The sequence below is a fragment of the Microbacterium sp. zg-B96 genome (genome assembly GCF_030246865.1).
Classification (GTDB): Bacteria; Actinomycetota; Actinomycetes; order Actinomycetales; family Microbacteriaceae; genus Microbacterium.
Map to the genome: position 1 here is coordinate 1,183,362 of NZ_CP126738.1, position 23,960 is coordinate 1,207,321.

The following is a 23,960-nucleotide window of genomic DNA, read 5'->3' on the forward strand; positions in this document are numbered from 1 at the left end:
AACATGACTGAAAAACTCGTCATTGTCGACGAGCCGATGCCGCTGGTCCGGCGCATCACGCTCAATCGTCCCGAAAAGCGCAACGCCCTCTCGAACGAGCTGCGCGCCCAGCTGTTCGATGCCATGCGCGAGGCTGACCTCGACGCGGAGGTGCGGGTCATCATCATCCGGGGCGCCGGCCCGAGCTTCTCGTCGGGCTACGACCTGAAGCAGGCGATGGCAGATAACCGTCAGAACCTTCCGCGGCACGCGTCGAACATCGACGGGTATTGGGCACGCCACCTGGTCGAAGGCTGGTTTGAGGTGTGGGATTACACCACGCCGGTCATCGCGCAGGTACACGGATACTGCCTCGCGGGAGGCTCTGAGCTGGCCGCAGCGTGCGACCTTGTCTACGTCGCTGAAGACGCGCAGATCGGCTACCCGCCGGTGCGACTGATGGGCACCCCCGACATGATGTGGCAGCCCTGGCTCATGGGCATGCGTCGCGCCGCCGAGGCGCTCTTCACTGGAGATGCGATCTCTGGTGTGGAAGCAGCACAGATGGGCGTTGCGAACCGTGCCTTCCCGGCTGACCAGCTCGAGGAGAATGTGCTCGCGGTAGCGGAGCGCATCTCAAAGGTGGACCGCGATCTGCTGGCGCTGAACAAGCGTGCCTTGCACCGCTCCATGGAAATTATGGGTATTCGCACGGCATTGCGTGCGAATACCGAGGCTCAGGCACTGAGTCGTGTGGCGGAGGGGCCGCTGAAGCACCGCGCAGAACTGCGGGAGAACGTGAAGGCCGCGTTGGTCAGCCGGGATAGCCAGTTTGGTGACTACACCGGAACGAAGCGTGACACCAACGTGAGCTGAGAATGCGGGCGCGGCGCTGACCGCGTCGCGGACCGGGAGGCCCCGCTGAGGGCTCCACATTCGATCTCTATCGCGGGCTGAGAGGCATGGGTCTCTCAGCTCTCATCAGGGTGCCCTAGCGCTCGGAAAACAACGAAGAAAACTCAGGGATCGGCACCTCGCTTACTGTTGCTTAATATTTGCCACCCTTCTTAGGCTCCGATTGACCCGTTTCTGCGCAGAGCTGCGCTGGGGCATACGAAAGAAAGTCGAAGGTGGTGTGATGGGTGTGAGTACGGGTGCTGGTGTCAGCGATCCGAACGAATCGCGCCGTCCGTTGGCCGGCGTCAATGTCGTGGAGTTCGGGCAGTTCATCGCCGGTCCGGGAGCAGCCGCGCTGCTCGCAGACCTCGGCGCGAGCGTTGTGAAGGTGGAGTCGCTGGGGGGCGATTCCATGCGCTCGTCAGACCCGATTCAGTTCGGGGTCTACAACAAGGGCAAGCGTTCCCTGGCCCTCAACCTTCGGGACCCGCGGTGCGCCGCCGCCGCGGAAGAGTTGGCGCTGTCCGCCGACATCGTCATTCAGAACCTGCGTCCGGGGGCGATGGAAAGGCTGGGGCTCGGCCCCCAGGCGTTGCGCGCAAAGCGCCCGTCGTTGATCTACGGATCGGTCTCGGGATTTGGTGACGCCGGCCCTTCGGCTGGCAAGCCCGGATTCGACATCGCAGCCCAGGCCAAGAGCGGCATGATGGCGATCAACGGTCAGCCCGACGGGCCTCCCACGCGCGTCGGGATCACCATCGTGGATGTCACGACCGCCCACGTACTCGCGCAGGGCGCTCTGGCGGCGCTGCTGCGCCGTGATCGGACGGGCGAGGGCACCACCCTCAACGTTTCGCTCTTGGATGTGGCCCTGCATCTGCAGTCCCCCAAGTTCGCGAACTTCTTCGCATCCGATGTTGAGCCGGTGCCCTACGGTGACGGACAGCAGTCTGGCCAGGCGCCCTCCGGGATCATCCAGACCCGCGACGGCCGTATCGTGATGGCGGCTTACTTGCAGCCGCACTGGGAAAGCTTCTGCAAGGCCATCGGCCGCCCGGAGCTCATCGCCGAGGAGCGCTTCGCCTCGAACGCGCTGCGCTTCCAGCACCGTTCCGAGTTGATGTCAGTGATCCAGCCGTTCTTCTCGTCGCATGCGACGAGTGACGTGGTGGACATCCTCACCAAGGCGAATATCGTGGTTGCCCCGGTCAACGGCTACCGTGACGTCGTCAAGGATGCGGACGTGCTCGCCAGCGGAGCGCTGATTCAGATGCAAGACCTCGACGGGGCACTCATCGGCACGATCGCGAACCCCATCCGCTCTGCGGACTGGGGCACGCCGCCGACCGTCGCAATTGCGCGCGTCGGCCAGCACTCGGAAGAAGTGCTCTCAGAGATCTCCCTGTCATCCCTGGAGGTCCAGGAGATGCTGCAGGACGGTGTCGTCCGGCAGCCGGTATTCGAACCACATGTCGGTTATTGAAGGGATGATGCGATGAAGCATCTTGGTCGTGGTGGGCGTTCGCGTTTGTTTGCGGGTGTGAAGTTTGCGGGTGTGAGTGTCGTGGTTGCGGCGTTGCTCGCGGGTTGTGCGGGGGGTGGGCCGGCGGAGCCGGCTGCTTCGACGCCGGAGGGCCCGCAGGAGTTGCGTGTTGCGTTGTCGGCGTTGCCGACGTTGAACGTGATGGGCGCGACGGGCGCGGCTTATGGGTCGACGATCACGGTCGCGACGCAGTTGTTTGACACGCTGGTTGTCGAGACGGCGGATGGCGAGTATGCGCCGAGCCTGGCGACGGAGTGGGAGACCGTCGGCGACACGTGGACGTTCACGTTGCGTGATGACGCGGTGTTCCATGATGGGACGCCGGTGACGGCTGCGGACGCGAAGGCGTCGCTGGAGCTGATTATTGCGAACAAGGGAACGTTGGCGAACTTGTTCTCGGGTGTCGCGTCGATCAACGCCCCGGATGAGACGACGTTGGAGATTGTCACGTCGCGTCCGACGCCGGATCTGATTCCGAACCTGACGCGTATTTATGTGGGTCCGGGCGATCGTATTGCGGATGAGGCGTTCTGGGCGGCCCCGGTGGGTTCGGGTCCGTTCCAGTTCGAGTCCTACTCGCAGGGTGACCGGGTTGTGTTGACCGGTAACGAGGATTACTGGGGTGGTGCTCCGGAGCTGGATCGTCTGGAGCTGATCCAGATGCTGGAAGCGGCTCCGAAGGTCACTGCTTTGGAAGCGGGCGACATTGATGTGTTGTGGAACATTCCGGTGGACTTGACGGGTCGTTTGAAGACGAACCCGGATGTGGTTTATGACTCGGTCCCGAGCTATAACTACTACTTCATGTGGTTCAACAACAGTCGTGAGCCGTTCACGGACCCGCTGGTGCGTCAGGCGCTGGCTGAGGCTGTGGATGTCGACTCGATTGTGAAGAACGTGCTTGGCGAGTTGGGTAGCCCTGCGGTGTCGGCGATTCCTGCGACGATCCCGGGTGCGGGTGAGAACGAGGACATCCCGTTTGACCCGGAGAACGCGAAGAAGCTGCTCGCTGAGGCGGGGTTCCCGGATGGTTTCTCCACCACGATGGAGATGAACCCGGGTATGGGTATGAGCATTGATCTGATTGCTCGGGCGATGATCTCGGACTGGGCGAAGATCGGTGTCACGGTGGAGCTGTTGGAGAAGGAAGCAGCCGTGTTCAACGAAGACTTCCGTAACAACAACTACGACCTGCACATTCAGCCGAACCAGGTCATCACCGGTGATGCGGCGTATGGGACGGACCGTTTGTATAACTGTGAGCGGGTTGCTGCGTCGATCAACCACTGCTACGAGGAGTTGGACAAGCTGATCAAGGAAGCGCGGGTTGAGATGGACCCGGCTGAGCGCAGCGCGATCTTTGAAGAAGCGAACCAGTTCTTGTGGGAGAACTATGTCGGTATCTACCCGGCTGATGTGAATTATGACTACGCGGTGCGTACCAACGTGCAGGGGTTCGTGATGCCTCCGTCTGCTACCCCGCGTTTCGACCAGGTCTACCTCGCCGGCTAATCGGTGACGTGACCACCGGGCCCGCCGTCGTCGACGGCGGGCCCAATACCCGGACAGCGAGAAAATGGAGCGGCACGCCGACGCGGACCGCTCCTCAACGTCTGATTCGTTGGGCCGTCCGTCGACACGAGTTTTCAAGGAGCAGGAAATTGAGTGGGATTTTGAATGGCCGCGTTGCGATCGTGACGGGCGCAGGTCGAGGAATCGGCCGTGGCCACGCGATCGAGTTCGCGCGTCAGGGAGCCAAGGTCGTGGTCAACGACATCGGCGCTGAGCGCGACGGCAGCGGATCCTCGAACGGACCAGCCGGCGAGGTCGTCGACGAAATTCGCGCGATGGGTGGCCAGGCTGTTGCCAACGGGGACGACGTATCGGACTGGGCCGGTGCTGGCCGTCTGGTCACGTCCGCAATCCAAGAGTTCGGTCAGCTCGACATCATCGTCAACAACGCGGGCATACTGCGTGACCGCATGCTCATCAACATGACTCCGGAGGACTGGGACGCCGTCGTCTCTGTCAACCTCCGTGGTACTGCCGCTGTCACCCACCACGCCGCGGTGTACTGGCGCGCTCGGGCGAAAGCCGGAGAGACCGTCGATGCTCGCGTCATCTCAACCTCCTCCTCGTCGGGCATTTACGGCAACGTCGGCCAGACGAACTACGGTGCCGCCAAGGCCGGTGTGGCCTCCTTCACGGTCATCGCTGCGAAGGAACTCGCCAACTACGGCGTGACAGTCAACGCCATCAACCCCGGTGCACAGACGCGCCTCACGAGCCTGCGCACGACGGTCCCGGAGGGCGAGTTTGACGCTCGCCACCCCGACAACGTGGGGCCCCTCGTCGCCTGGCTCGCCAGCAAGGAATCGGCCGGGATCACCGGACGCGTCTTCAACGTGCGCGGCGGTCACATCAGCGTCGCCGAAGGGTGGGCCATGGGCCCCCGCGTCGACAAGGACGGGCGCTGGGATGCAGCGGAGTTGGGTTCGGTCGTTCCAGACCTCGTTCGCGCGGCGCGCGGCAACGCCGAGATGTCGGGACTCGTTCCCGATGCCGAACTCTCCGAGTAAGCGCACCGGAGCTGAAGGAGTAACGATGAGTCTTCCCCTGCCCACCCCGACGCCGGACACCCAGTTCTTCTGGGACGAAGTCGCCGAGAACCGTCTGAACGTGCAGTACTGCATGGACTGCGCGCGACACTACTTCTACCCCCGCTCGCACTGCCGGTTCTGCGGTTCCGGTGACGTCGAGTGGCGCCTGGCGAGTGGTCGCGCACACCTGGTGTCGTACATCATCAACCGCCGAGTGGCACCCGCATTCGCCGACTACTCGCCGATCATCGCGCTCGTGGAGCTCGAAGAAGGAGTGACCATGATGTCGAACATCGTGGGCGTGGAGGCCGACCCGGCCGCACTCACCCTGGATATGCCGCTGACGGCCGTTTTTGAAGAGCGTGAGGGCCGTGTGCTGCCTGTCTTCACCCCGGCGGAGGCGCGCTGATGGCTTTGCACGATGGCCGTGTTGTTATCGCGGGGGCAGCAGAGACCACCACAGTGGGGGTGCGTCCGGACATCTCGGTGCTGGAATTGCACGCCGAGGCGGCGCGCAACGCGCTGGATGACGCTGGTCTGACCGTTGCCGACATTGACGGTGTGTCCACCACGCGCCCCTCGCCGGTCGAGGTCGCTCATCACCTGGGCATCCAGGCGCGGTGGTTCGACGGCACGGCCATCGGTGGCTGCAGCTACATCGCTCATGTGCGTCACGCCGCCGCCGCTGTCGCCAGCGGTGCCGCGAACGCGGTCCTGGTCGTGCACGGCGAGTCGGGTCGCTCCCGGGTCGGTGCCGAGGTGCGCATGAAGGACACCTCCAGCCCAGCGGGTCAGTTCGAGCACCCGTTCGGTGCGGTGTACCCCTACGCCACCTTCACCCTTCCGGTGATGCGCTTCCTCCACGACCGCGGCTACGACCAGGAGTCGCTTGCCCGGGTGGTCGTTGCTCAGCGCAAGTGGGCGATCGACAACCCCCGCGCGTTCCGTCGTAAGCCCATCACGGTAGAGGACGTCCTCAGCGGCCCCGAGATCGCGTACCCCTTCACCAAGGACATGTGCTGCGTCGTCACAGACGGCGGTGGCGCCCTCATCGTGACAACCGAAGAGCGCGCCCGCGACATGCGTACTGCGAACAACCTCGTGCACATCCTGGGTGCAGGTGAGGCAGCTCAGGCAAGTATGGTGTCGCAGATGGGTGACCCTGGCTCGTTCGGTGCTTTCAAGCGCTCGAGCGCCGAGGCCTTTGCCACGGCGGGGCTCACCCCGAAGGACATCGATCACCTTATGGTGTACGACGCTTTCGCGCACCTGCCGCTGTACGGACTGGAGGACCTCGGCTTCGTCGGGTTCGGTGAGTCCGCCGACTTCATCGCTGCGGGGCACACGGAGCCTGGCGGCAGTCTGCCGATGAACACCAACGGCGGCGGCATGAGCTACACACACACCGGCATGTACGGCATGTTCGCCATGCAGGAGTCGATCCGCCAGTTGCGTGGCGAAGCGGCGGTGCAAGCACCCGACGTCGAGGTGAGCTTTGTGCAGGGCGTCGGGCTGTTCTTCAGCGCGGCGGCGAGTTTGGTTCTCTCCAACGCTCGTCCTTGACGCTCGGTGAGGGCACGCGCGGTGCGTGTGTGCCCTCACCGGCCTCCCGGGACGCAGGAGAGAAATAAGCAAGGAGTGGTCATGTCCCCAATGACGGGGTTTGCGGTAATCGAACTGACAACCGGGATCGCCGGGCCGATGGTGGGAATGCTGCTGTCGGACTTCGGTGCAGATGTCATCAAGGTGGAGCCGCCCGGCGGAGACCCGTTGCGGGGTACCGCTGCCTTCGCAGGTCTCAACAGGGGCAAGTCGAGCCTCGTGCTCGACGCCGACCAGCCGGCCGACGCACGTGTGCTGTGGGAACGCCTGCTCGTAGCAGATGTGTGTCTCATCAAGGACGCCGGGGACCTGTCAGCGTTCGGCATCGATGCCGACGAGTTGCGTCAGGCCGCTCCCCGTCTCGTGCTCGCGGAGATGCCCCCGTACGGATCGGAGGGGGCGACGCCGTGGCAGGGTGGGCACGAGTCGAACGCCCTGTTGGCTGCCTACTCAGGCCTCGCATGGCGCCAGGCGTCCTTTGACGGCACCCCCGTCGAGTGGGTGCGTCCGCAGTTCCTCTACGCGCAGGCCATCTGGGCGACCGCCTGCACGGTGGCCGCCCTCACCGAGCGAGAGCGCTCGGGCTGGGGCCAGCATGTGGAGGTCACCGGCCTGCACGGTGTGATGGTGATGTCGTCTGGTCAGTTCGCGACCTTCACGGATGCACCGGATCCGATCACCGCCGTGGGTGTGGCCGGGCGCCACCCCACCTACAGTCGGTTCCGGGCCTCGGATGGCAAGTGGTTCGTCGTGGGCGGGCTGGGGCCGAAGTTCGAGCCGCTGCTGCTGAACGCGCTCGGCCTCATCGACATCCTCGATGACCCGCGCGTCGGCCACCTCTCGAAGCTGCTGGAACCCAGCAACTACGGGTGGGTCTCCGAGCGGATCCGTGGGGTCTTCGCCACGAAGCCACGCGCCGAGTGGCTTGACATGCTGGAGCGCCTCGGGATTGCCGGAGGTGCCATCGAATCCTCGGACAAGTGGCTGGATCACCCGCAGATCGAAGCGAACGGACTGCACGTCCGGGTGCAGGACCCCACGCTCGGCGAGGTATCGATGCCCGGCATTCCGCTGGTGCTGCACGGCTCGCCCGGAGACATCCGCGGCGCCGCCCCCGCGCTCGGTGAGGACCGCACCTCACCGCGCACGCCGGCCAGCGGGCCGGGGGACATTCCCATGCCTGCTGCAGTCCGACCTGGTCCGCTGAGCGGCTTCACGGTGCTCGACATGGGCACGTTCGTCGCTGGGCCCTACACCGGCAGTCTGCTGGCAGAGCTGGGCGCGGACGTCATCAAGGTGGAGCCCTCTCGCGGTGACCCCTTCCGGCAGAGTGGCTTCACCTACAACCGGGGGATGCGCAGCCTCGCCCTGGATCTGAAGGGTGATGGCGGCGTTGAGGCTCTGCATACGGTGGTGCGGAATGCCGATGCGGTCGTCAGCTCCAACCGCCCCGGCACCGCGGCCGCGCTGGGTGTCGACTACGCGTCGCTGTCGCGCGTCAACCCGAAGATCGTGCTGATGACCCTCTCCGGCTACGGAGAGAAGGGCCCGCTCGCCGGTCAGCCCGGTGTGGACATGGTGCTTCAAGGGATGTCGGGCATGATGACAGGTCAGGGCGGTGACTCCGAACCGGTGTGCAACACGCTCGCCAGCATCGACACCGCATCCGGCGCGATCGGGGCGCTGGGCGTCGCGCTCGCGCTGTTGCACCGGGAGCGCACAGGGGAAGGTCAGCAGGGATCCTTCTCACTGGCAGCCACAGCAACCGCCCTGCAGTTCTGCGAGCTCGTGCGTTTCGAGGGCAAACCCCCCGCCGTGCCCGGGGGCCAGGACTTCAAGGGCGCACGCCCCGACGATCGCTTCTACGCGGCCGCAGACGGTTGGGTCCGGCTGCAGGCCATCGGCGCGCAGAGTGACCTCGACGCTATGGCGGGAACATCGCCTGACGCCTCTTCTGACGACATCCAGGAGGCAATCGCTACGCGGATGAAGACGATGAGCGCTCAGGCCGCGGTGGCGTGGGCGCAATCCCACGGGTTCGCCGCCGTGGTCACCCGAAAGATCTCCCAGGCCCAGCGCGACGAGCAGCTGCTGGAGTCGGAGTTCGTGCACGTGCGGCCTGCCGCTGCCGGGCGCACGATGTTCGCTCCGGGCCGTTTTGCGCGGTTCAGCCGGACCTCTCGGCGCGGACCGATGTCGGTCGCGGGCGTCGGCGAAAGCACGGTCGCGATCCTGCGTGACGCGGGAGTGGCGCGGGAGCAGATCGAGGCGCTGCTGTCGTCGGGCGTCGCGACGCAGGGTGATCCTGCCCCGCAGACCCTCGGCTATATCTATCGCTGAGTAGCAGGCACGAAGGGGGCATACGGCACACGCCGGTTGCCCCCTTTCTCGTCAGAGTAAGCGGGGGAATCTCCGTCGTGGCGCGCCGGCCTACGCGGCGGCGACGTAGCGCCGGATCGAGGGCTCAGCAGATTGGCGCTGAGCGTGCGTTCGGGCTCGAGGATGCTGTCGCGCGGCTGGACACCCCGAAGGTGGCCGCACGGCGCTTGCGCTCCACGAGTGAAAGACACATCCGCACCAACGCGAGCGTCGGTGCGGATGTGTCTTTCACGAGGAAGAAACTGGCGACGTCTGTCGCTCCGATCAGTGGTTGCTGGGGAAGCCGAGGTCGATCTGCGAAGGAGTGTTGTCGGGCCAGCGCGTGGTGACGACCTTCGACTTGGTGTAAAAGTGAATCGACTCCGGGCCGTAGATGTGCGAGTCGCCGAAGAGCGACTTCTTCCAGCCGCCGAACGAGAACGCACCGATCGGCACAGGTACGGGCACGTTGATGCCGACCATGCCGACCTCCACGTCATACTCGAACTGACGGGCCGTACCGCCGTCGCGAGTGAAGATGGCGGTACCGTTGGCGAACGCGTTTGCGTTCACCAGGTTGAGAGCATCCGTGTACGACTCGGCACGCGCGACCGCGAGCACCGGGCCGAAGATCTCCTCGTCATACACGCGCATGCCGGGCTTGACGTGATCGATGAGGCTGACGCCCACGAAGAAGCCGTCGTTGTCGAACTGCTGTGCGGTGCCGTCCACCACGACGGTGGCGCCTTCGCCCGCCGCCCCCGAAACGTAGCTGACTACCTTGTCGCGGTGCTCCCGGGTGATCAGTGGGCCCATGTCGCTCTGCGGATCCGTTCCGGGACCAATGCGCAGGCCCGCCAGACGCTCGGCCACCTTTGCCACCAGCGTGTCAGCGGTCTCGTCGCCCACGGGCACCAGGACCGACACCGCCATGCAGCGCTCACCAGCCGAGCCGTACGCGGCCGAGACGGCCGCGTCGGCTGCGGCGTCGAGGTCGGCGTCCGGCATCACGATCATGTGGTTCTTCGCGCCGCCCAGAGCCTGCACTCGCTTACCCTTGTCGCTCGCGTTGCGGTAGATCGACGCGGCAATCGGAGTCGATCCAACGAAGCTCACGGCCTCGACGTCGGGGGAGTTCAGCAGGGCATCCACGGCTTCCTTGTCGCCGTTGACGACGTTCAAGACGCCTGCCGGGAGGCCGGCCTCTTCGAACAGGCGCACGAGCATGAGCGCGGGGGACGGGTCTTTCTCGCTCGGCTTCAGCACGACGGTGTTGCCGCAGGCGATGGCTGAGGACACCATCCACAGCGGAACCATCAGCGGGAAGTTGAACGGTGTGATCGCGGCCACCACACCTACGGGCTGCTTGACGGAGTGAACGTCCACGCCACGCGCAACCTGCTCAGCGTGCTCACCCTTAAGCAGGTGCACCAGACCGGCAGCGAACTCAACGTTCTCGACCGCGCGGCTGATCTCGCCCTTCGCATCCGAGAGCACCTTGCCGTGCTCGTCGGTGATGAGAGCGGCCAGTTCGTCTTGGCGGTCCATGATCAGCTGGCGCAGGCGGAAGAAGACGCCCGCGCGCTTGATAAGACCGGTGCTCCGCCACCCGGGCAGGGCGGCCTTCGCTACCGCGATAGCACTGTTGACCTCACTCACCGAAGCGAGTGCGACCTGGCGGGCAACCTCGCCGGTGGCCGGGTTGTAAACCGGTGCGGTGCGCTCGGCGCTTCCGATCGGCTCCCCATTGATGTGGTGAAGAACAATGCTCATGTCGGAGCTTTCCTTTCAAGAGGACGGATTGTCCTGCGCTGTCCGAGCCGACGTTCATCGTCAGTCTGCGGACGCTCGCTTCCTCCTATCTCGGAGCCTAAGAAGGGCGCCCAAGCTTAAGCAACAGTAAGCGCGTGGCCTTGGGGAGCGAGCGCGAGCGGCGAAGCCGGATCTCGAACTTACCCTCGAGAACGCGGGTGACGTCCTTGCAGTGATGCGGACGCTGGACAACATGCCGCTGGCGCTTGAGCTTGCCGCGGCGCGCATTCGGTGCTCACCCGGCGACGCTCGTCGAGCGACTTGACCAGGCCGTCGTCGGCGCTCTTCTCGATGCCAGCGCGGTGCACCCCGGGCGCAGCGCCCAGCCATCTCCTCGATGAGCGAGATGGCGCTCACGGCCGACAACCTCATCATCTTCGGCCGTGGACGGATCGTCGCCGACGCCCCGGTGAGCGATATCCTCGCCGGCGCGGGGGAAGATGCGGTCTGAAGCATCGCGATGCGTGAGGAGGGCGTGAGTCAGAACCCGCTGCGCCAATCGCGGATGACCTTCACCACATCGTCAAGGTTCGACTCGAGGAGGAAGTGGCCCCCGTCGAGGAGCTCGACCCGGGCGCTCGGCACGTCGCGACGGAAGGCCTCCGCGCCGGCGGAGGCGAAGATCTCGTCGTTGCGACCCCAGACGGCCAGGACCGGAACCTGCGTTTCGCGCAGCCACTCGTGAAGGCGCGGGTAGAGATCGCGATTGGTGACGTAGTCGCCGAAGAGGTGGAGCTGGGCTCGGTCGACACCCGGCCTGCTCAGGAGGGTGAGGTCATGCTCCCAGGCATCCGGATCGATCGTCGTCGGATCAGGTACGCCGTGGGTGTACTGCCATTCGACGGCTTCCCGCTCGAGCGCCGGGCGGAGCGCGCTCTCGTTCTCGGGCGACGGGTCGGCTCCATACGCCCAGATGGGCGCCCAGAAGTCGTCGACGAAGCCCTCCTCGTAGGCGTTGCCGTTCTGCGAGATGACGCCCTCGACCGCGGTCGGATGCCGCAGCGCCAGGCGCCACGCGATGGGTGCGCCGTAGTCCTGCACGTAGACGGTGTAGCGGGTGACGCCGACCTGCTCGAGGAATCGGGTGGTGACGTCGGCGAGCGCGTCGAAGGTGTAGGGAAACTCGTCGACGGACGGAGCCGATGATCGCCCGAAGCCGATGTGGTCGGGCGCAATGACGTGGTATCGGTCGGCCAGGGCGGGAATGAGGTGACGGAACATGTGCGAGCTCGTCGGGTAGCCGTGCAGCAGGAGAAGCACGGGGGCGTCGGCGGCGCCCGCTTCCCGGTAGAAGACGTCGAGGCCGTCGACGGGGAGGGTGCGGTGGTGGACGGTGGGCATGATTCCCTCTGGGGTCGGTTCGGAACTTCTGAGAGAAGTGGAAACCCTGTTCCTGCAACCGGGTCAAGCCGGCGGTCCGTCGTGTCGCGCTTCTCACCCCGGCGCGGCTGCGGCGTGCAGCCCCGCCGTCAGAGCGCGCACGGCGTCACGCCCCGCGCGGTTCGCGCCCACGGTGGACTGTGAAGGTCCGAACCCGATGAGATGCACACGGGGGTCCGCAGCGACCTGAGTGCCTCGCATCTCGATCCCGCCCCGGGCGTTGCGTAGCGACAGGGGGTCGAGGTGCGCGAGCGCCGGTCGGAACCCCGTCGCCCAGAGGATCGTGTCGACGGGAGTGAATGTGCCGTCCGCTTCTCGCACGCCCGCCGGTTCGATACGCGTGAACATCGGCCGTCGCACCAGGGCGCCGCGTCGCTGCGCGGCGAGCACGTAGGCAGTCCAGGCGAGATCCGTGTACGAGACGACGCTCCCGGCGGGGTTTCCTGCCTCGATGTCGGCTGTCACCTTCGCGATCACCTCGCGTCCCTCCACCTCCGGGGTGAAGCCGCCGTCGCGGAAGACCGGTTCCCGACGCGTGTACCAGGCCACCTGCGCCACCCGCGATATCTCTTCGAGTTGCTGAACGGCTGAGATCCCCCCTCCGACGACTGCGACGCGCTCACCGGTGAAATCGTCCAGAGTCGTGTAGTCACGGGTGTGGAGCTGGCGTCCCGCGAATGTCTCCTGCCCGGGATACGCAGGGATCATCGGATTGGTCCAGGTTCCGGTCGCGTTGATGATCGCTCGCGTGCGCCACGTCCCGGCGGTGGAATGCACCAGGAGATCACCGTCAGGGTCGTCGTCGGCGCGAGTGACCGACGGCACGGCGACGGGACGGAGGATCGGCAGGTGCATGTGCTGCTCGAACGCGGAGAAGTACGCCGGCACCGCCACCCGGGCGGGGTCGGCGGGGTCGGGTGGCGCCTGCCGGAACCCGGGGAGGTCGAAGATGCCGTTGACCGTCGACATCGTCAGGGACTCCCACCGATGCAGCCACGCACCGCCGGGCAACTCTTCGGCATCGAGCATCACGAAGCTGCGCGGGGCATCGGGGTCCTCCACGGCGCTGATGAATCCGCGCCGGGCCAGATGGAACCCGGCGGACAATCCGGCCTGCCCGGCACCGATCACAACCGTGTCTGCTCGGCGGATCTGCGCATCTCCCACGGGCGGACTCCTCTGTGTCTCGGACGCTGACTTCGGGCCGGTCTCGGGTGGCCCAGGTGCGGAACTACGTCAACTCGGGGTTGGGCGGCGCAGCTCCGTGAGGACCGGATATTCACGTGTCAACCAACGCGTGCCCCGTCGTGTTCCTGCCGAGGCGGGCGTCGGCGACGGATTGTGTCGCAGGCCAGCCACTCGACCTTGACCGTGTGCCGACCACAGGGGTTCTCCTTGCCATGAGGGCCCAGCACCGGGCTGGGCGACACGGAAAGGCGAGAACATGGGATACATCACGGTCGGCGACGAGAACAGCACCCCCATCGAGCTGTACTACGAGGACCAGGGCGCGGGACAGCCGGTCGTCCTCATCCATGGCTACCCGCTGAACGGGCACAGCTGGGAGCGTCAGACGCGTGAACTCCTCGCCGCGGGCTACCGGGTGATCACGTACGACCGTCGCGGTTTCGGACTGTCGTCGAAGGTGCACTCCGGCTACGACTACGACACCTTCGCGTCCGATCTGAACACGATTCTGGAGACCCTGGACCTGCGCGATGCCGTGCTGGTCGGCTTCTCGATGGGCACCGGAGAGCTCGCCCGCTATGTGGCACGGTATGGACACGACCGAGTGGCGAAGCTCGCGTTCCTCGCCTCGCTCGAGCCGTTCCTCGTCGCCCGCGACGACAACCCCGACGGCGTACCGCAGGACGTCTTCGACGGCATCACGGCGGAGGCGCGGAATGACCGGTACGCGTGGTTCACGCAGTTCTTCAGGGACTTCTACAACGCGGACGAGAACGTCGGGACGAGGATCAGCCCGGAAGCGGTCGCGGGGAGCTGGAACGCCGCAATCGCCAGCGCTCCCGTCGCGGCGTATGCCGTCGTAGCATCCTGGATCGAGGACTTCCGCGCCGACGTCGAAGCCGTGCGCGCCAGCGGCAAGCCGGCTCTGATCCTGCACGGCACCGAGGACAACATCCTCCCCATCGACGCCACCGCACGGCGCTTCCACGCGGTGTTCCCCGAAGCCGAGTACGTCGAGATCGAGGGCGCACCGCACGGCCTGCTGTGGACGCACGCCGCCGAGGTCAATGCCGCCCTGACGAGCTTCCTCCGCAGCTAGGACAGCGACCGAACCGAAGTAGCGCAGTAGCGACGGTCACCCGGATGCCGGTGGCGCGCTGGGACTGACCGCGCCGAGGATCTCGCGCGCCACCTGCGCGGCAGCGCGTTCGGGCAGCCAGTGATTCTCGTCGAGCTCGACGAACCGGTAGCCGGCGCTGACGTACCGGCGGGTCAACTCCGCCGCGCGGCGACCGAGCGCTTGATCGCGGTTGCCCCACACGTAGACCGTGTCTACCGCGACGGGCTCCCGCGCGGCAACCGCCCCGCGCCGGTCGGGCAGCCACATTCCGCGGTACCAGTTCAGTGCTGATCGCAGCGCCTGCGGCTCAGCGAGGAAACGCTGATACTCCCGCGCGACGGGGGAGGGAAGGCCCATCGCGATGAGCAGGCGAGCGAGGCGGGGCCGGAGCACGGCCTCGGGCAGCCGGGGGAGTTGGAAGAAACCGATGTAGAGCGACCGCAGCGCTTGCGCCGAAGAGAGGAGGGAGCGCAGCAGGGCGCGCGGATGGGGCGTGGAGAGCACCGTCATGCCGGTCAGCCGATGGGGGGCGACCGCAGCCATCCGCCAGGCGACAAACCCGCCCCAGTCGTGCCCGACCAGGTGCACGCGCTCCGCCTCGAGCGCATCGAGCAATGCCAGGACGTCGCCGGTGACGTCGGCGGCGCGGTAATCACGGCGCCGACGGGGCCGGGCCTGCCGCGAGTACCCGCGCTGGTCGAACGCCACGACCCGGGCGCCGCCCGCAACCAGATGGGGTGTGACCGCATCCCAGGTGCGGCGGGAGCCGGGAAAGCCGTGGAGGAGAACGATGACGGGGCCGTCGATCGGGCCGGTATCGGACACGTCGAAACGGAGGCGTCCGCGGTCGAAGTTGTGGATGCGGGTCGTCAGCATGCCCCATTTTGAGTCGGCCGTCGCGGCATGGCGAAGGGGGTTGCGCGGTGCCGGCTGCCGCCACGATGATCTCGCACGGGCCGGCCAACCACCGCCACGGGTACGACGAAGGGCCGGCTCTCACGAACCGGCCCTTCGTCGTTCCCGCGAACCGCGTGTCAGCTCTGGGAGACCACTTCCTGTCCCGTCAACCGGCGACGGTACTGCCAGTACATGGTGCTGCCGATCGCGATGGCGAACGCACCGATGAGGGCTGCGATTCCGCCGCCGCCGGTCCCGCCGGTGAACGGCAGCGATCCGACCAGAGCCGTGGGTGTCTCGGTGGGCGACGGCGTTTCCTCGGTCGGGTCCTCCGGAGTCGCCGGTGCCGAGGGCGATGCCTCCGGCTCGGGCTGCGCCGACGGCTCTGGCTCCGGCTCCGGCTCGGCGGGCGGGTCGGCGACGGGCGTCGGGCTGACGGTGGCGGCGAGCGCCGACGTGTCGAAGGTCGGGGTGCCGAGCGTCTCGAACCAGGTGCGGGCCTGCGCGACGTCACCCGTGAAGGTCCGCGAGAGCATCAGGAGCAGTCGCGCCTTCTGCGGCAGCAGGTCGCCACCGGCGATGGTGTTGCCCGAACCGCCCGAGACCGATCCGCTTCCGGTGCGGGTGGTGCTGGTGAACCACACCCCCTGGTCGCGGGCGGCGGCGGTGCGTGCTCGACCAGCGGCACCGGAGATGCCACCGGCGCCGGTGCCTGCGGTGACGATGCCCTTGACCCCTGCGGCCGCCCACGCGGCGATCGCTTCGCCGCCGACGTCCTGGGCGTTGTAGAAGATCTCGACACGGGGATACGCGTCGCGGGCGACGGTGCGCACATCGAACGGCGTGAACCACTCGTTCGTCTCGCAATCCAGCACACGCGCCGGGGCGCGGTTGATGATCACCTCGGAACCGTCGACCCACCCGAGCACTCCGGACATGCGCGTGACGAACGTGTCGTTGCGCGTTGCGTTGCCCTTGGTCACGTCCCGAGCAGCATGGATCTCGTCGTTGAGTGAGAGCACGGTGCCGAAGCAGTAGGTCTCCTGGCTTGCAGCGAGGCGGATCGACTGCAACAGGTTCGCGGGGCCGTCGGCCCCGAAGACGCCCTCTTGCGACGCGGTGTCCCCGGCCGCCCACGGGCGCATCGCGCCGGTGATGACGACGGGCTTCTTGCTCTGGACGGTGAGGTCGAGCCAGTAGGCGAACTCCTCCATCGTGTCGGTTCCGGTGGTCACGATGACGCCGTCGGCATCCTTCAGGGCGTCCTCCACGGCGATCGTGAGGTCGTGGTACTGCGGGATCGTGTAGCCGCCGGAGCCCGAGTTGCCGAACTGCACCACGCTCACGTCGGCGATGGCGGCGACTTCGGGCTGGAGCACCGCAAGCATGTCCGCCATCGGGTAGGTGCCTGCGCGGTAGTCGGTGAAGGTATCGCGGCCGTCGGCCATGCCGGCGATGGTCCCGCCGGTGGCGACGATGACGATCTTCGGCTTCTCCGCAGCAGCGGCGGGTTCAGTGGTGGGCGGCAGGACGACGAGCCCGGCGCCGGCGAAGGCGGCGGCCGCGAGCGCGGCCAGCCAACGGGTGCGCCGCGAACGAGCAGGCGCAGCAGGAACTGATGACACAGGGGTCCTCTCCAGATTTCGGACACGCCAGAGCGCGCCGAGGGCGATCGGCTGAGATGAGCGAGGGGTCGGCTCCCGCGACACCCTGCCGCCGAGCACCTGCCTCTAGGTCAGGATGGTGGTGCGTCTTTTCGCGTTGCGCTCGTGCTCGTTTCGCGCGTGTTAATTCACCCTCGCGTCGCCGGATGGCGCCGGGTCGCGTCGGAGCAGGGTAGAGTTGTCCTCGATAGGCGAACTCTCATTCGTCTCGCCCCGGCCGCGTGGTAACGGTCGGGGCTTTTTCTTTGCCCGCTGCCGTCATCGTGGACACGACCATGTCGCCGATCAGGCGCCGGTGGGAGTCCTGCAGCTTCGGGTCCAGCATGTCGCGATCGAAGATGGCGGCGAAGGTGTGCCGGTTGGCGACGTGGAAGCACGCGTACGCACTGATGATCATGTGCACGTCGAGCGCGTCGACGTCATCGCGGAACGTGCCCTCGTGCACGCCGCGTTCGATCACCTCCTGCAGGAGCGTGATCGCGGTGACGTTCTCCCGCAGGATCGTGGGGGAGTGGCGCACGTTCTCGGCCCGGTGGATGTTCTCGATGCTCACCAGCTGGATGAACGCCTCGTGCGTGGTGTGATGCACGTAGGTCGCTTCCGCCAGCTTCCGAAGCCCCTCTTCGGGCGACAGCTCGTCGATCTGGATGCCGCGCTCCACGCGCCGGATCTGCGCGTACACGCGCTCCAGAACGGCCAGGTAGAGCCCCTCCTTCGATTCGAAGTAGTAGTAGAGCATGCGCTTGGTGGTGCGGGTGCGCGCGGCGATCTCGTCCACCCGCGCTCCGGCGTATCCGTGCGCGGCGAATTCGGCTGTCGCCACGTCGAGGATGTCCTCCCGCGCCCGCGCGGCGCGGTCCGTTTCCCCGGCGGTGCGCACCTCACGCACCTCATCGGTCATCCCGCTCCTCCCGCGGCACCATCGGCGGCTTCACGGCGGATGAGGTCGGCGAAATGGCGCGCCATCCGCTCTCGGTCGGGCCGCTGCCCGGTGATGATCTCGAGGCTGGCATACGCCTGACCGACAGCCATCCGTCCCCCGTCCAGCACGGCGTGCCCCCGCTGCGCCGCCTGACGCAGCAACTCCGTCTGCAGCGGACGGTACACGACATCGGAGACCCAGGCACTAGGCCGGAGACGGTCCAGGTCGATGGGGACGCCGGGCATGTGGCGCATCCCCATCGGCGTGGCGTGCACGACACCCGTGGCCAGCGCGATCGCCTCGCCGAGCACCTCCGGTGCGACAGTCGCGATCACCTGCGACGGGAAGTGTGCGCGCATGCGCTCCGCCAACTCCTCGGCGCGGGCCGCATCGACATCCGACAGCGCGAGGCGGGCGGTCCCGCAGGACAGGAGGGCGTACGCGGTCGCCGCGCCCGCTCCGCCGCACCCCACCTGCACGACACGTTCGAAGGACGCGCCGGGCAGACCCGCCGCGAGCGCGTCGCGGTATCCCATCCAATCGGTGTTGTAGCCGACGAGACGCCCGTCCCGGAACACCACAAGGTTGACGGCACCGAGCCGTTCGGCATCCGGATCCAACTCGTCGACGACCCCGAGCACCCGCTGTTTGCAGGGGTGCGTGATGTTCATCGCCGCGTAGCCGAGACCGCGCGCTTCGGCGAGGAGCTCGCCGACATCGTCGGCGCTCTTGCCGAGTTCAAGCAGATCGAGGATGCGGTACTCGTAGTCCAGCCCCAGTGCGGCTGCCTCCGCTTCGTGCATCGGCGGAGTGAGTGACGCCGTGATGCCTTCGCCGATCAGCCCGACCAGGTACTCGGCCCGCGGTGCGTGCGCGCGGGGCCTGATGGGTGAGGTGGGTTCGGTCATGAGATGTCGGGAAGCTCGAAGTCGACGGTGGCGAGGGACACCTTGACGGGGGCGGACACTCGGAGCACCTCGGCATGCGCCGGATGCCGGTTATAGGCGGCGAGCCCTTCGAGGTCGTCGAAGTCCGCGACCAGCGCGAGGTCGTGCGAGAACTCGCCACCGAGGACATCCGAGCCCACGGTCAGGGCCCGAAGCTCCGGAATCTGGGCCGGCAGCGCCCGCAGCAGGGACATCCAGTCTTCCCGCTGCTGCGCGGTGAAGGTGGGAACGAATCGGAAGACGGCGACGTGGCGGATCACGCCGGCACCCCCTCCGGCGCGTCACGGCGCTGTTGATACTGGGCGGCCAGTCGCACCGGGGCGTTGAGCGCGCCGTAGCCGGCGTAGTCGTCTCGCCGTTCGACGACTTCGAGGAACACCGTCCCGATCGGATGGGTGTAGAAGTGCAGGAACTCGCCGGATTCGTCGCGGTCGTACATCACGTTCAGCTCCTGCAGGTCGGCGAGCAGCTCAGGGGCGATGTCGAACCGCGCCTGGATGTCGTCGTAGTAGTTGGTCGGGATGTCCAGTGGCCGGAAGCCGCGGTCGCGTGCCGCGCGCGCCAGCGCGAGCACATCGGATGCCGCGAACGCGATGTGCTGCGGCAGGATGGCGTCGGCGTCCGCGGCCGACGGCACCAGGTTCAGCGCGACGCGCAGCACGCCGTCGGCACTGGCCAGAACCTGGCTGCGCACCAGCCCCACGGGGGCGGCGACTTCCATTGACGGCTGCGTATGCAGGTCGAGCACGGAGTGCAGGAACAGCACGCCCGCGTCGAAGTGCTGCCATGGCTGCGCGAGGTTGATGTGGTCGACGCATTCGATGTGGGCGGCATCGCCGCCGGCGGGCGGACCGAACTCGCGCACCCAGCCGGGTTCGCCGGCGCTCTCGGCGCCGAAGAAGACCTCCGAGCCATCCGGGGCGCGCACACCCACCAGGGTCTCGTCGTCCGGGTCCTCCACGCGATACACCCGCGGTGCCAGCAGGTCGGTGGCCCGTCGCAGCGCCGCTTCGGGGTCCCGCACCGACAGCCCCATGCCGGCGACCGTCGGCTGATGCCGGTCGGTCTCGGGGCGTCCCAGCACCATGCGCGCGGCGCCCTGCGACCACAGCTCGACGCTCTTGGTGCGGTGCCGGCCGTGCGCTCGGAAGCCCAGCTGGGTCAGCAGGTCCCGCATCTGATCGATCGCGTCGGTGCGCAGCTCCACGTAGTTCACGTCGGAGGGCGGCGCGACGGCGGGCAGCGCCGCCGTGGACATGCGGGCGGCCCGGCCTCCCGATCCGCCGAGCCAGATGGCCGTCTCGTGCTCGAGCCAGCGCAGCGAGCGTCGGGCGTCGATCGCGGTGTCGCGGGGATCGGACTGGCGGAACGTGTCGTTGAAGATCTCCAGCGAGACCGGGCCGTCGTATCCGGTGCGAACCAGGTGGCCCATGAACGCGCCGAGGGCGAAGCCGCCCTCGCCGGGGAACAACCGGTGATGACGACTCCACGACAGCACGTCCATCGACAGCAGCGGGGCATCGGCCATCTGCACGAAGAAGATCTTCTCGGCCGGGATCGTCTCGATCGCCTCGGGGTTGTGACCCTTCGACAGGATGTGGAAGCTGTCCAGGCACACCCCGATGCGCGGGTGGTCGGCCAGGCGTACGATGCGCGCGGCGACTTCGTAGCTGTCCACGAATCTCCCCCACGCGAGCGCCTCGTAGGCCACGCGGACCCCGTACCGTTCGGCCAGATCTCCGAGCTGGCGCAGCTGGGCGGCGGCCAGCTGCTCATCCCCGCTGCGTGCCGTCGCGACGTTGCTGCACAGCAGCATCGTGTCGATCCCCAGCCGGTTCATGAGTGTGAACTTTGCCTCGGCGCGCCGCAGATTCTGTTCCAGCAGGTCGGGGCCGACGCCTTCGAAGTCGCGGAACGGCTGGTAAAGGTCCAGAGTGAGCCCGAGCTCCTGCGCTCGTGCCCGGATCGCTTCGGGGGAGTGCGGGGAGGCGACCAGGTCCGGCTCGAAGATCTCCACGCCGTCGAAGCCCGCCTCCTTCGCGGCGACGAATTTCTCATCGAGCGTGCCGCTGAGGCAGACCGTGGCGATCGACGTGCGCATGACACCTCCCGCGGCTACCGACGCTGGCATCCGCTTTACTCTCAGATCAGCATTGCAGGAAAACGGACTAACTAGTACGTTCGAACGCACCGGGGCAGTCGATGATGATTCAACCCCGCAAGAAGGGGAACCTCGATGGCGAGTCTCGCCGAATGGAACACACCGGCCGCGGCACCGGGCGGTTCTACCTCTGTCCTCGGTCGCATCATCTCGATCCTCGATGCCGTCAAGGAGTCGGGGGGATCGATTTCGATCACCGAGATCGCGGCGCACACGGCCATGCCCAAATCCACGGCATCGCGGCTCGTGGCTGAGCTGACCCGACAGCGCTACCTGCAGCGCACCGAGGACGGCGTGACCTTGGGGCTGCGCCTGTTCGAACTGGGAGCACGCGCGAACTTCCCCCGCCGGTTGATCGCGGCCGCGGCCCCGATCATCCAGGACCTGTGTGACGTCACCGGTGAGCGCGTCGGGCTGTGGGTGCACCAGGGGACCGACATGATCTCGCTCGCGGCGGTCGCAGGGAGGCTCCCGATGCTCCCTGCCCGCGCCGGCATGAGATCGCCCGCCCTGACAACGGCCAGCGGCAAGGCCTACCTCGCGTTCTGCGCGGACCAGGGCGTGGTCGATCGGGTGAGTGCGCCGCTCGTCGACGATGCGGCTGATCAGTTCCGCAGTGAGCTGCGTGAAGTGCGCTCGGCGGTGGTGGCGGTGGACCGGGGCGTCGCCTATCCGGGCATCCTCGCCGTGGCGAGCCCCGTGCTGGCCGGCGATCGCACCGTGCTCGGTGCGATCTCCATCGCCGGCCCCAGCGGGGGAATGGACCCGGACCGAGCCGCCCCGCTGGTGCGCGCTGCCGGCATCGCGTTGAGCCGTCGGCTCACGGCGGCGTAGGCAGCCGTGCGCACAGCGGATTGGACGGATTCGGTCAGCGTGCTGGACCGCTTGACGGCAGTGTTCGAGGCGTTCACCGAAGACGACGAGGGGCTCGGGATCTCGGAGCTCGCGCGCCGCGCCAACCTGCCGAAGTCGACGGTGTCGCGGATCTCGGCCGAGCTCGTCGCGCAGCGGCTGCTGGATCGCGAGGGAGACAAGCTCTATCTGGGTGTCCGGCTGTTCGAACTCGGCCAGACCGTGGTTGAACCCCGCCGGTTGCGCCGAGCGGCGCTACCGGTGATGACCGACTTGCGCAACATGACGGGGTACACCGTCAATCTCGCCGTCCTCGACGTCACCGATGTCGTCTGCATCGCTACCGTCCTCGGAGTCCCGGCGACGCCTCCAGTTCTGCGGGTCGGTGGGCGGCTACCGGCGCACGCGACCGCGTTGGGCAAGGCGATTCTCGCCTTCTCGCCGCCCGAGGCCGTGCACGCCCTCGCAAGCGACGGCGTGCTGGGCAGGCGGACACCTCAGACGGTGGGGGACCTGGATGCACTGGTGCAAGAGCTGGGAGAGGCCAGGCGGCTGGGGACTGCGGTCGAGCGCGAGCAGTGCGTGGTCGGGCGCGCGTGTGTGGCCAGTCCGATCATGGGTCGTGCGGGAGTCCCGCTGGCGGCGATCTCGGTCGCCGGTTCGGTCGACGACGTCGAACCCGAGCGGGTCGCTGCCGCCGTTCACGCGGCGGCGATGACGTTGACCCGTCGCGTCGGGGCGCACCGCAACCCCTGAACAGTCCCCGGAAAGAGGAGAGGGGGTGGGTGCGAAGTCGCACCCACCCCCTCTGGTTCGAACCGACGGTCAGCCGGCCATCTCGCGAATGGCCTGGTACGCCTCGAGGTTCTCGCCCGAGAAGTAGCCGCCGAAGAACTCCTCCGCCTGGCTGATGAAGGCATCCATGTCGATGTCCTCCTTCTCGATCACGGTGAACGCGTCGTTCGCGCGGTACTCGTCGAGAATCTCCTCCGTTGCCTCGTCGACGCACGTGGCGTTCTCGGGGCGGATCTCGTGGATGGTCTCGTCCAGCAGGGTGGCCTGTTCTTCGCTCAGCTTGTCGTAGGTCATGTCGCTGACGAGGATCCAGTGGATGCCGATGTTGTGGTCGTTGAGGACCGCGACGTTGAGCACCTCGTCGTAGCTGGAGGACCGGGTGGCCACGATCGGGTTCTCCTGGCCGACGGCGATTCCCTGCTGCAACGCGGTGTAGACCTCTTCCACTGCGACCGAGACCGGGTTCGTCACGCCCAGCGCCTCGGCGTTCGCGAGGAAGGCCGGCGAGTTCGGGAACCGGATCGGCACGCCCGCGAGGTCATCGGGGCTGCGGACTTCGACGTCCTTGGTGGTGAAGGTGCGGTTGCCGAAGTACCAGCCGTCGACGATGCTCACGCCGGTGGCCTCCTGGAAGCCGGCGAACAGACCCTCCGACCCGTTGTCGATCCAGTCGAACGCGTGGTCGACATCGTCGAACGCGTAGGCGGCATCGACGACGCCGATGGGCTCATACGTCGAGCTGAGCGCCGAGGCGCCCTGCAGGTCGATGTCGATGTCGCCGGCCTGGACGAGCGGGAACCGGTCCGCGTCGGGGCCGAGCTGGCTGGCGGGGTAGAGCTCCACGGTGAAGCCGATATCGGCATCCTCGAGGCGCTCCTTGAGCAGTTCGACACCGCAGTAGTAGTTCGGCGTCTGTTCGTTCTGGCTGGTGGCGACGGTGATGGTGACATCTTCGTTCGCCGAGGCCGCTTCGGTCTCCGTTTCTTCGGGTGTGCCCCCACCGGCGCAGCCGGTGGCGACGAGGGCTGCTGCTGCGAGCACCGACGCGGCAGCCATGCCCCGGCGTGTCGAGCGGACTGTGCTCATGTGACTCTCCTCTTGTGTACGCACGTCTTCGTGGTTGAGGTGACCTGTTTTCGGTTGCCGAGACGGCAGCATCGGGTCGTGGCCGACTCTGGCCGACTCCCTGCAGTTCGCAAAGCGATGTCCCGTCGAATGGAACATCGCCGACAGCGGCCCGATC

At 66.9% G+C, this 23,960-nt stretch carries 20 protein-coding genes and 1 pseudogene; 11 read left to right on the forward strand and 10 right to left on the reverse strand.

Annotation, left to right across the window (positions count from 1 at the left end; all coding sequences use genetic code 11):
• Positions 1-3 precede the first annotated feature (3 nt).
• The 7 genes from QNO11_RS05370 (at position 4) to QNO11_RS05400 (ending at position 8,961) form a co-directional block, all read left to right on the forward strand.
• The gene (locus QNO11_RS05370) at positions 4-855 is read left to right on the forward strand and encodes an enoyl-CoA hydratase-related protein (RefSeq protein WP_257510111.1); all 852 of its coding nucleotides are present in this window, start codon (positions 4-6) and stop codon (positions 853-855) included.
• 202 nt (positions 856-1,057) lie between these two features.
• The gene (locus tag QNO11_RS05375; protein ID WP_257510110.1) at positions 1,058-2,359 is read left to right on the forward strand and encodes a CaiB/BaiF CoA transferase family protein; all 1,302 of its coding nucleotides are present in this window, start codon (positions 1,058-1,060) and stop codon (positions 2,357-2,359) included.
• Between the two features lie 12 nt (positions 2,360-2,371).
• Positions 2,372-3,931 (forward strand): ABC transporter substrate-binding protein, encoded by a 1,560-nt coding sequence (locus QNO11_RS05380; RefSeq protein ID WP_257510109.1) that lies wholly within the window; start codon positions 2,372-2,374, stop codon positions 3,929-3,931.
• Between the two features lie 8 nt (positions 3,932-3,939).
• Positions 3,940-4,998 (forward strand): SDR family oxidoreductase, encoded by a 1,059-nt coding sequence (locus QNO11_RS05385; RefSeq protein ID WP_257510108.1) that lies wholly within the window; start codon positions 3,940-3,942, stop codon positions 4,996-4,998.
• Between the two features lie 25 nt (positions 4,999-5,023).
• Entirely contained in the window at positions 5,024-5,428 is a 405-nt protein-coding gene (locus QNO11_RS05390; RefSeq protein WP_257510107.1) for a Zn-ribbon domain-containing OB-fold protein, read from the forward strand.
• Positions 5,428-6,582, forward strand: a complete 1,155-nt coding sequence (locus tag QNO11_RS05395) for a thiolase C-terminal domain-containing protein (RefSeq protein ID WP_257510106.1) — start codon at positions 5,428-5,430, stop codon at positions 6,580-6,582. Before QNO11_RS05390 ends, QNO11_RS05395 begins: the two co-directional genes overlap by 1 nt.
• An 81-nt stretch (positions 6,583-6,663) precedes the next feature.
• Positions 6,664-8,961, forward strand: coding sequence for a CaiB/BaiF CoA transferase family protein (locus tag QNO11_RS05400; RefSeq protein ID WP_257510105.1), 2,298 nt, complete (start codon positions 6,664-6,666; stop codon positions 8,959-8,961).
• Positions 8,962-9,264: 303 nt separating this feature from the next.
• On the opposite strand, the gene QNO11_RS05405 is transcribed toward QNO11_RS05400, so the two are convergent.
• The gene (locus QNO11_RS05405; protein WP_257510104.1) at positions 9,265-10,752 is read right to left on the reverse strand and encodes a CoA-acylating methylmalonate-semialdehyde dehydrogenase; all 1,488 of its coding nucleotides are present in this window, start codon (positions 10,750-10,752) and stop codon (positions 9,265-9,267) included.
• A gap of 376 nt (positions 10,753-11,128) precedes the next feature.
• Between QNO11_RS05405 and QNO11_RS16295 the strand changes: the two are divergent.
• Positions 11,129-11,227 (forward strand): annotated as a pseudogene (locus QNO11_RS16295) (ABC transporter ATP-binding protein); the annotation flags it as partial.
• A 44-nt stretch (positions 11,228-11,271) separates the two neighbouring features.
• On the opposite strand, the gene QNO11_RS05410 reads toward QNO11_RS16295, so the two are convergent.
• Together QNO11_RS05410 and QNO11_RS05415 are read right to left on the reverse strand one after the other, a co-directional pair.
• Positions 11,272-12,132, reverse strand: a complete 861-nt coding sequence (locus QNO11_RS05410) for an alpha/beta fold hydrolase (protein WP_257510103.1) — start codon at positions 12,130-12,132, stop codon at positions 11,272-11,274.
• A gap of 93 nt (positions 12,133-12,225) precedes the next feature.
• Positions 12,226-13,338: an NAD(P)-binding domain-containing protein gene (locus QNO11_RS05415; RefSeq protein WP_257510102.1), complete on the reverse strand. Its 1,113-nt coding sequence runs from the start codon at positions 13,336-13,338 to the stop codon at positions 12,226-12,228.
• Between the two features lie 277 nt (positions 13,339-13,615).
• On the opposite strand from QNO11_RS05415, the gene QNO11_RS05420 reads away from it, so the two are divergent.
• Entirely contained in the window at positions 13,616-14,458 is an 843-nt protein-coding gene (locus QNO11_RS05420) for an alpha/beta fold hydrolase (RefSeq protein WP_257510101.1), read from the forward strand.
• A gap of 36 nt (positions 14,459-14,494) precedes the next feature.
• Here the strand turns inward: QNO11_RS05420 and QNO11_RS05425 are convergent, their stop codons facing one another.
• The 6 genes from QNO11_RS05425 to QNO11_RS05450 form a co-directional block, all read right to left on the reverse strand.
• Complete coding sequence (locus QNO11_RS05425; RefSeq protein WP_257510100.1) at positions 14,495-15,355, reverse strand: alpha/beta fold hydrolase; 861 nt, start codon at positions 15,353-15,355, stop codon at positions 14,495-14,497.
• Positions 15,356-15,513: 158 nt separating this feature from the next.
• Positions 15,514-17,001: an asparaginase domain-containing protein gene (locus QNO11_RS05430; protein ID WP_257510099.1), complete on the reverse strand. Its 1,488-nt coding sequence runs from the start codon at positions 16,999-17,001 to the stop codon at positions 15,514-15,516.
• A gap of 238 nt (positions 17,002-17,239) precedes the next feature.
• Positions 17,240-17,941, reverse strand: coding sequence for a TetR/AcrR family transcriptional regulator (locus QNO11_RS05435; RefSeq protein ID WP_257510098.1), 702 nt, complete (start codon positions 17,939-17,941; stop codon positions 17,240-17,242).
• Complete coding sequence (locus QNO11_RS05440; protein ID WP_257510097.1) at positions 17,938-18,870, reverse strand: shikimate dehydrogenase; 933 nt, start codon at positions 18,868-18,870, stop codon at positions 17,938-17,940. The genes QNO11_RS05435 and QNO11_RS05440 overlap by 4 nt, the downstream gene beginning before the upstream one ends.
• Complete coding sequence (locus QNO11_RS05445) at positions 18,867-19,169, reverse strand: Dabb family protein (RefSeq protein WP_257510096.1); 303 nt, start codon at positions 19,167-19,169, stop codon at positions 18,867-18,869. The genes QNO11_RS05440 and QNO11_RS05445 overlap by 4 nt, the downstream gene beginning before the upstream one ends.
• The gene (locus QNO11_RS05450; protein WP_306817458.1) at positions 19,166-21,040 is read right to left on the reverse strand and encodes a bifunctional sugar phosphate isomerase/epimerase/4-hydroxyphenylpyruvate dioxygenase family protein; all 1,875 of its coding nucleotides are present in this window, start codon (positions 21,038-21,040) and stop codon (positions 19,166-19,168) included. Before QNO11_RS05450 ends, QNO11_RS05445 begins: the two co-directional genes overlap by 4 nt.
• 105 nt (positions 21,041-21,145) lie before the next feature.
• Here QNO11_RS05450 and QNO11_RS05455 point away from each other — a divergent pair, with 105 nt between their 5' ends.
• Together QNO11_RS05455 and QNO11_RS05460 are read left to right on the forward strand one after the other, a co-directional pair.
• Positions 21,146-21,904, forward strand: coding sequence for an IclR family transcriptional regulator (locus QNO11_RS05455; protein ID WP_257510095.1), 759 nt, complete (start codon positions 21,146-21,148; stop codon positions 21,902-21,904).
• A 39-nt stretch (positions 21,905-21,943) separates the two neighbouring features.
• Positions 21,944-22,678, forward strand: coding sequence for an IclR family transcriptional regulator (locus QNO11_RS05460; RefSeq protein ID WP_257510124.1), 735 nt, complete (start codon positions 21,944-21,946; stop codon positions 22,676-22,678).
• 69 nt (positions 22,679-22,747) lie between these two features.
• Here QNO11_RS05460 and dctP read toward each other — a convergent pair whose 3' ends face one another.
• On the reverse strand, positions 22,748-23,803 hold the full coding sequence (dctP, locus tag QNO11_RS05465) for a TRAP transporter substrate-binding protein DctP (RefSeq protein WP_257510094.1): 1,056 nt from the start codon (positions 23,801-23,803) through the stop codon (positions 22,748-22,750).
• Positions 23,804-23,960 lie beyond the last annotated feature (157 nt).

What these genes read in the sequence shown, in the direction of transcription:
- QNO11_RS05370 (WP_257510111.1), top strand. Translation starts at nt 4, where the DNA reads ATGACTGAAAAACTCGTCATTGTCGACGAGCCGATGCCGCTGGTCCGG.
- QNO11_RS05380 (WP_257510109.1), top strand. Translation starts at nt 2,372, where the DNA reads ATGAAGCATCTTGGTCGTGGTGGGCGTTCGCGTTTGTTTGCGGGTGTG.
- QNO11_RS05390 (WP_257510107.1), top strand. Translation starts at nt 5,024, where the DNA reads ATGAGTCTTCCCCTGCCCACCCCGACGCCGGACACCCAGTTCTTCTGG.
- QNO11_RS05395 (WP_257510106.1), top strand. Translation starts at nt 5,428, where the DNA reads ATGGCTTTGCACGATGGCCGTGTTGTTATCGCGGGGGCAGCAGAGACC.
- QNO11_RS05400 (WP_257510105.1), top strand. Translation starts at nt 6,664, where the DNA reads ATGTCCCCAATGACGGGGTTTGCGGTAATCGAACTGACAACCGGGATC.
- QNO11_RS05405 (WP_257510104.1), bottom strand. Translation starts at nt 10,752, where the DNA reads ATGAGCATTGTTCTTCACCACATCAATGGGGAGCCGATCGGAAGCGCC.
- QNO11_RS05410 (WP_257510103.1), bottom strand. Translation starts at nt 12,132, where the DNA reads ATGCCCACCGTCCACCACCGCACCCTCCCCGTCGACGGCCTCGACGTC.
- QNO11_RS05420 (WP_257510101.1), top strand. Translation starts at nt 13,616, where the DNA reads ATGGGATACATCACGGTCGGCGACGAGAACAGCACCCCCATCGAGCTG.
- QNO11_RS05425 (WP_257510100.1), bottom strand. Translation starts at nt 15,355, where the DNA reads ATGCTGACGACCCGCATCCACAACTTCGACCGCGGACGCCTCCGTTTC.
- QNO11_RS05435 (WP_257510098.1), bottom strand. Translation starts at nt 17,941, where the DNA reads ATGACCGATGAGGTGCGTGAGGTGCGCACCGCCGGGGAAACGGACCGC.
- QNO11_RS05440 (WP_257510097.1), bottom strand. Translation starts at nt 18,870, where the DNA reads ATGACCGAACCCACCTCACCCATCAGGCCCCGCGCGCACGCACCGCGG.
- QNO11_RS05450 (WP_306817458.1), bottom strand. Translation starts at nt 21,040, where the DNA reads ATGCCAGCGTCGGTAGCCGCGGGAGGTGTCATGCGCACGTCGATCGCC.
- QNO11_RS05455 (WP_257510095.1), top strand. Translation starts at nt 21,146, where the DNA reads ATGGCGAGTCTCGCCGAATGGAACACACCGGCCGCGGCACCGGGCGGT.
- dctP (WP_257510094.1), bottom strand. Translation starts at nt 23,803, where the DNA reads ATGAGCACAGTCCGCTCGACACGCCGGGGCATGGCTGCCGCGTCGGTG.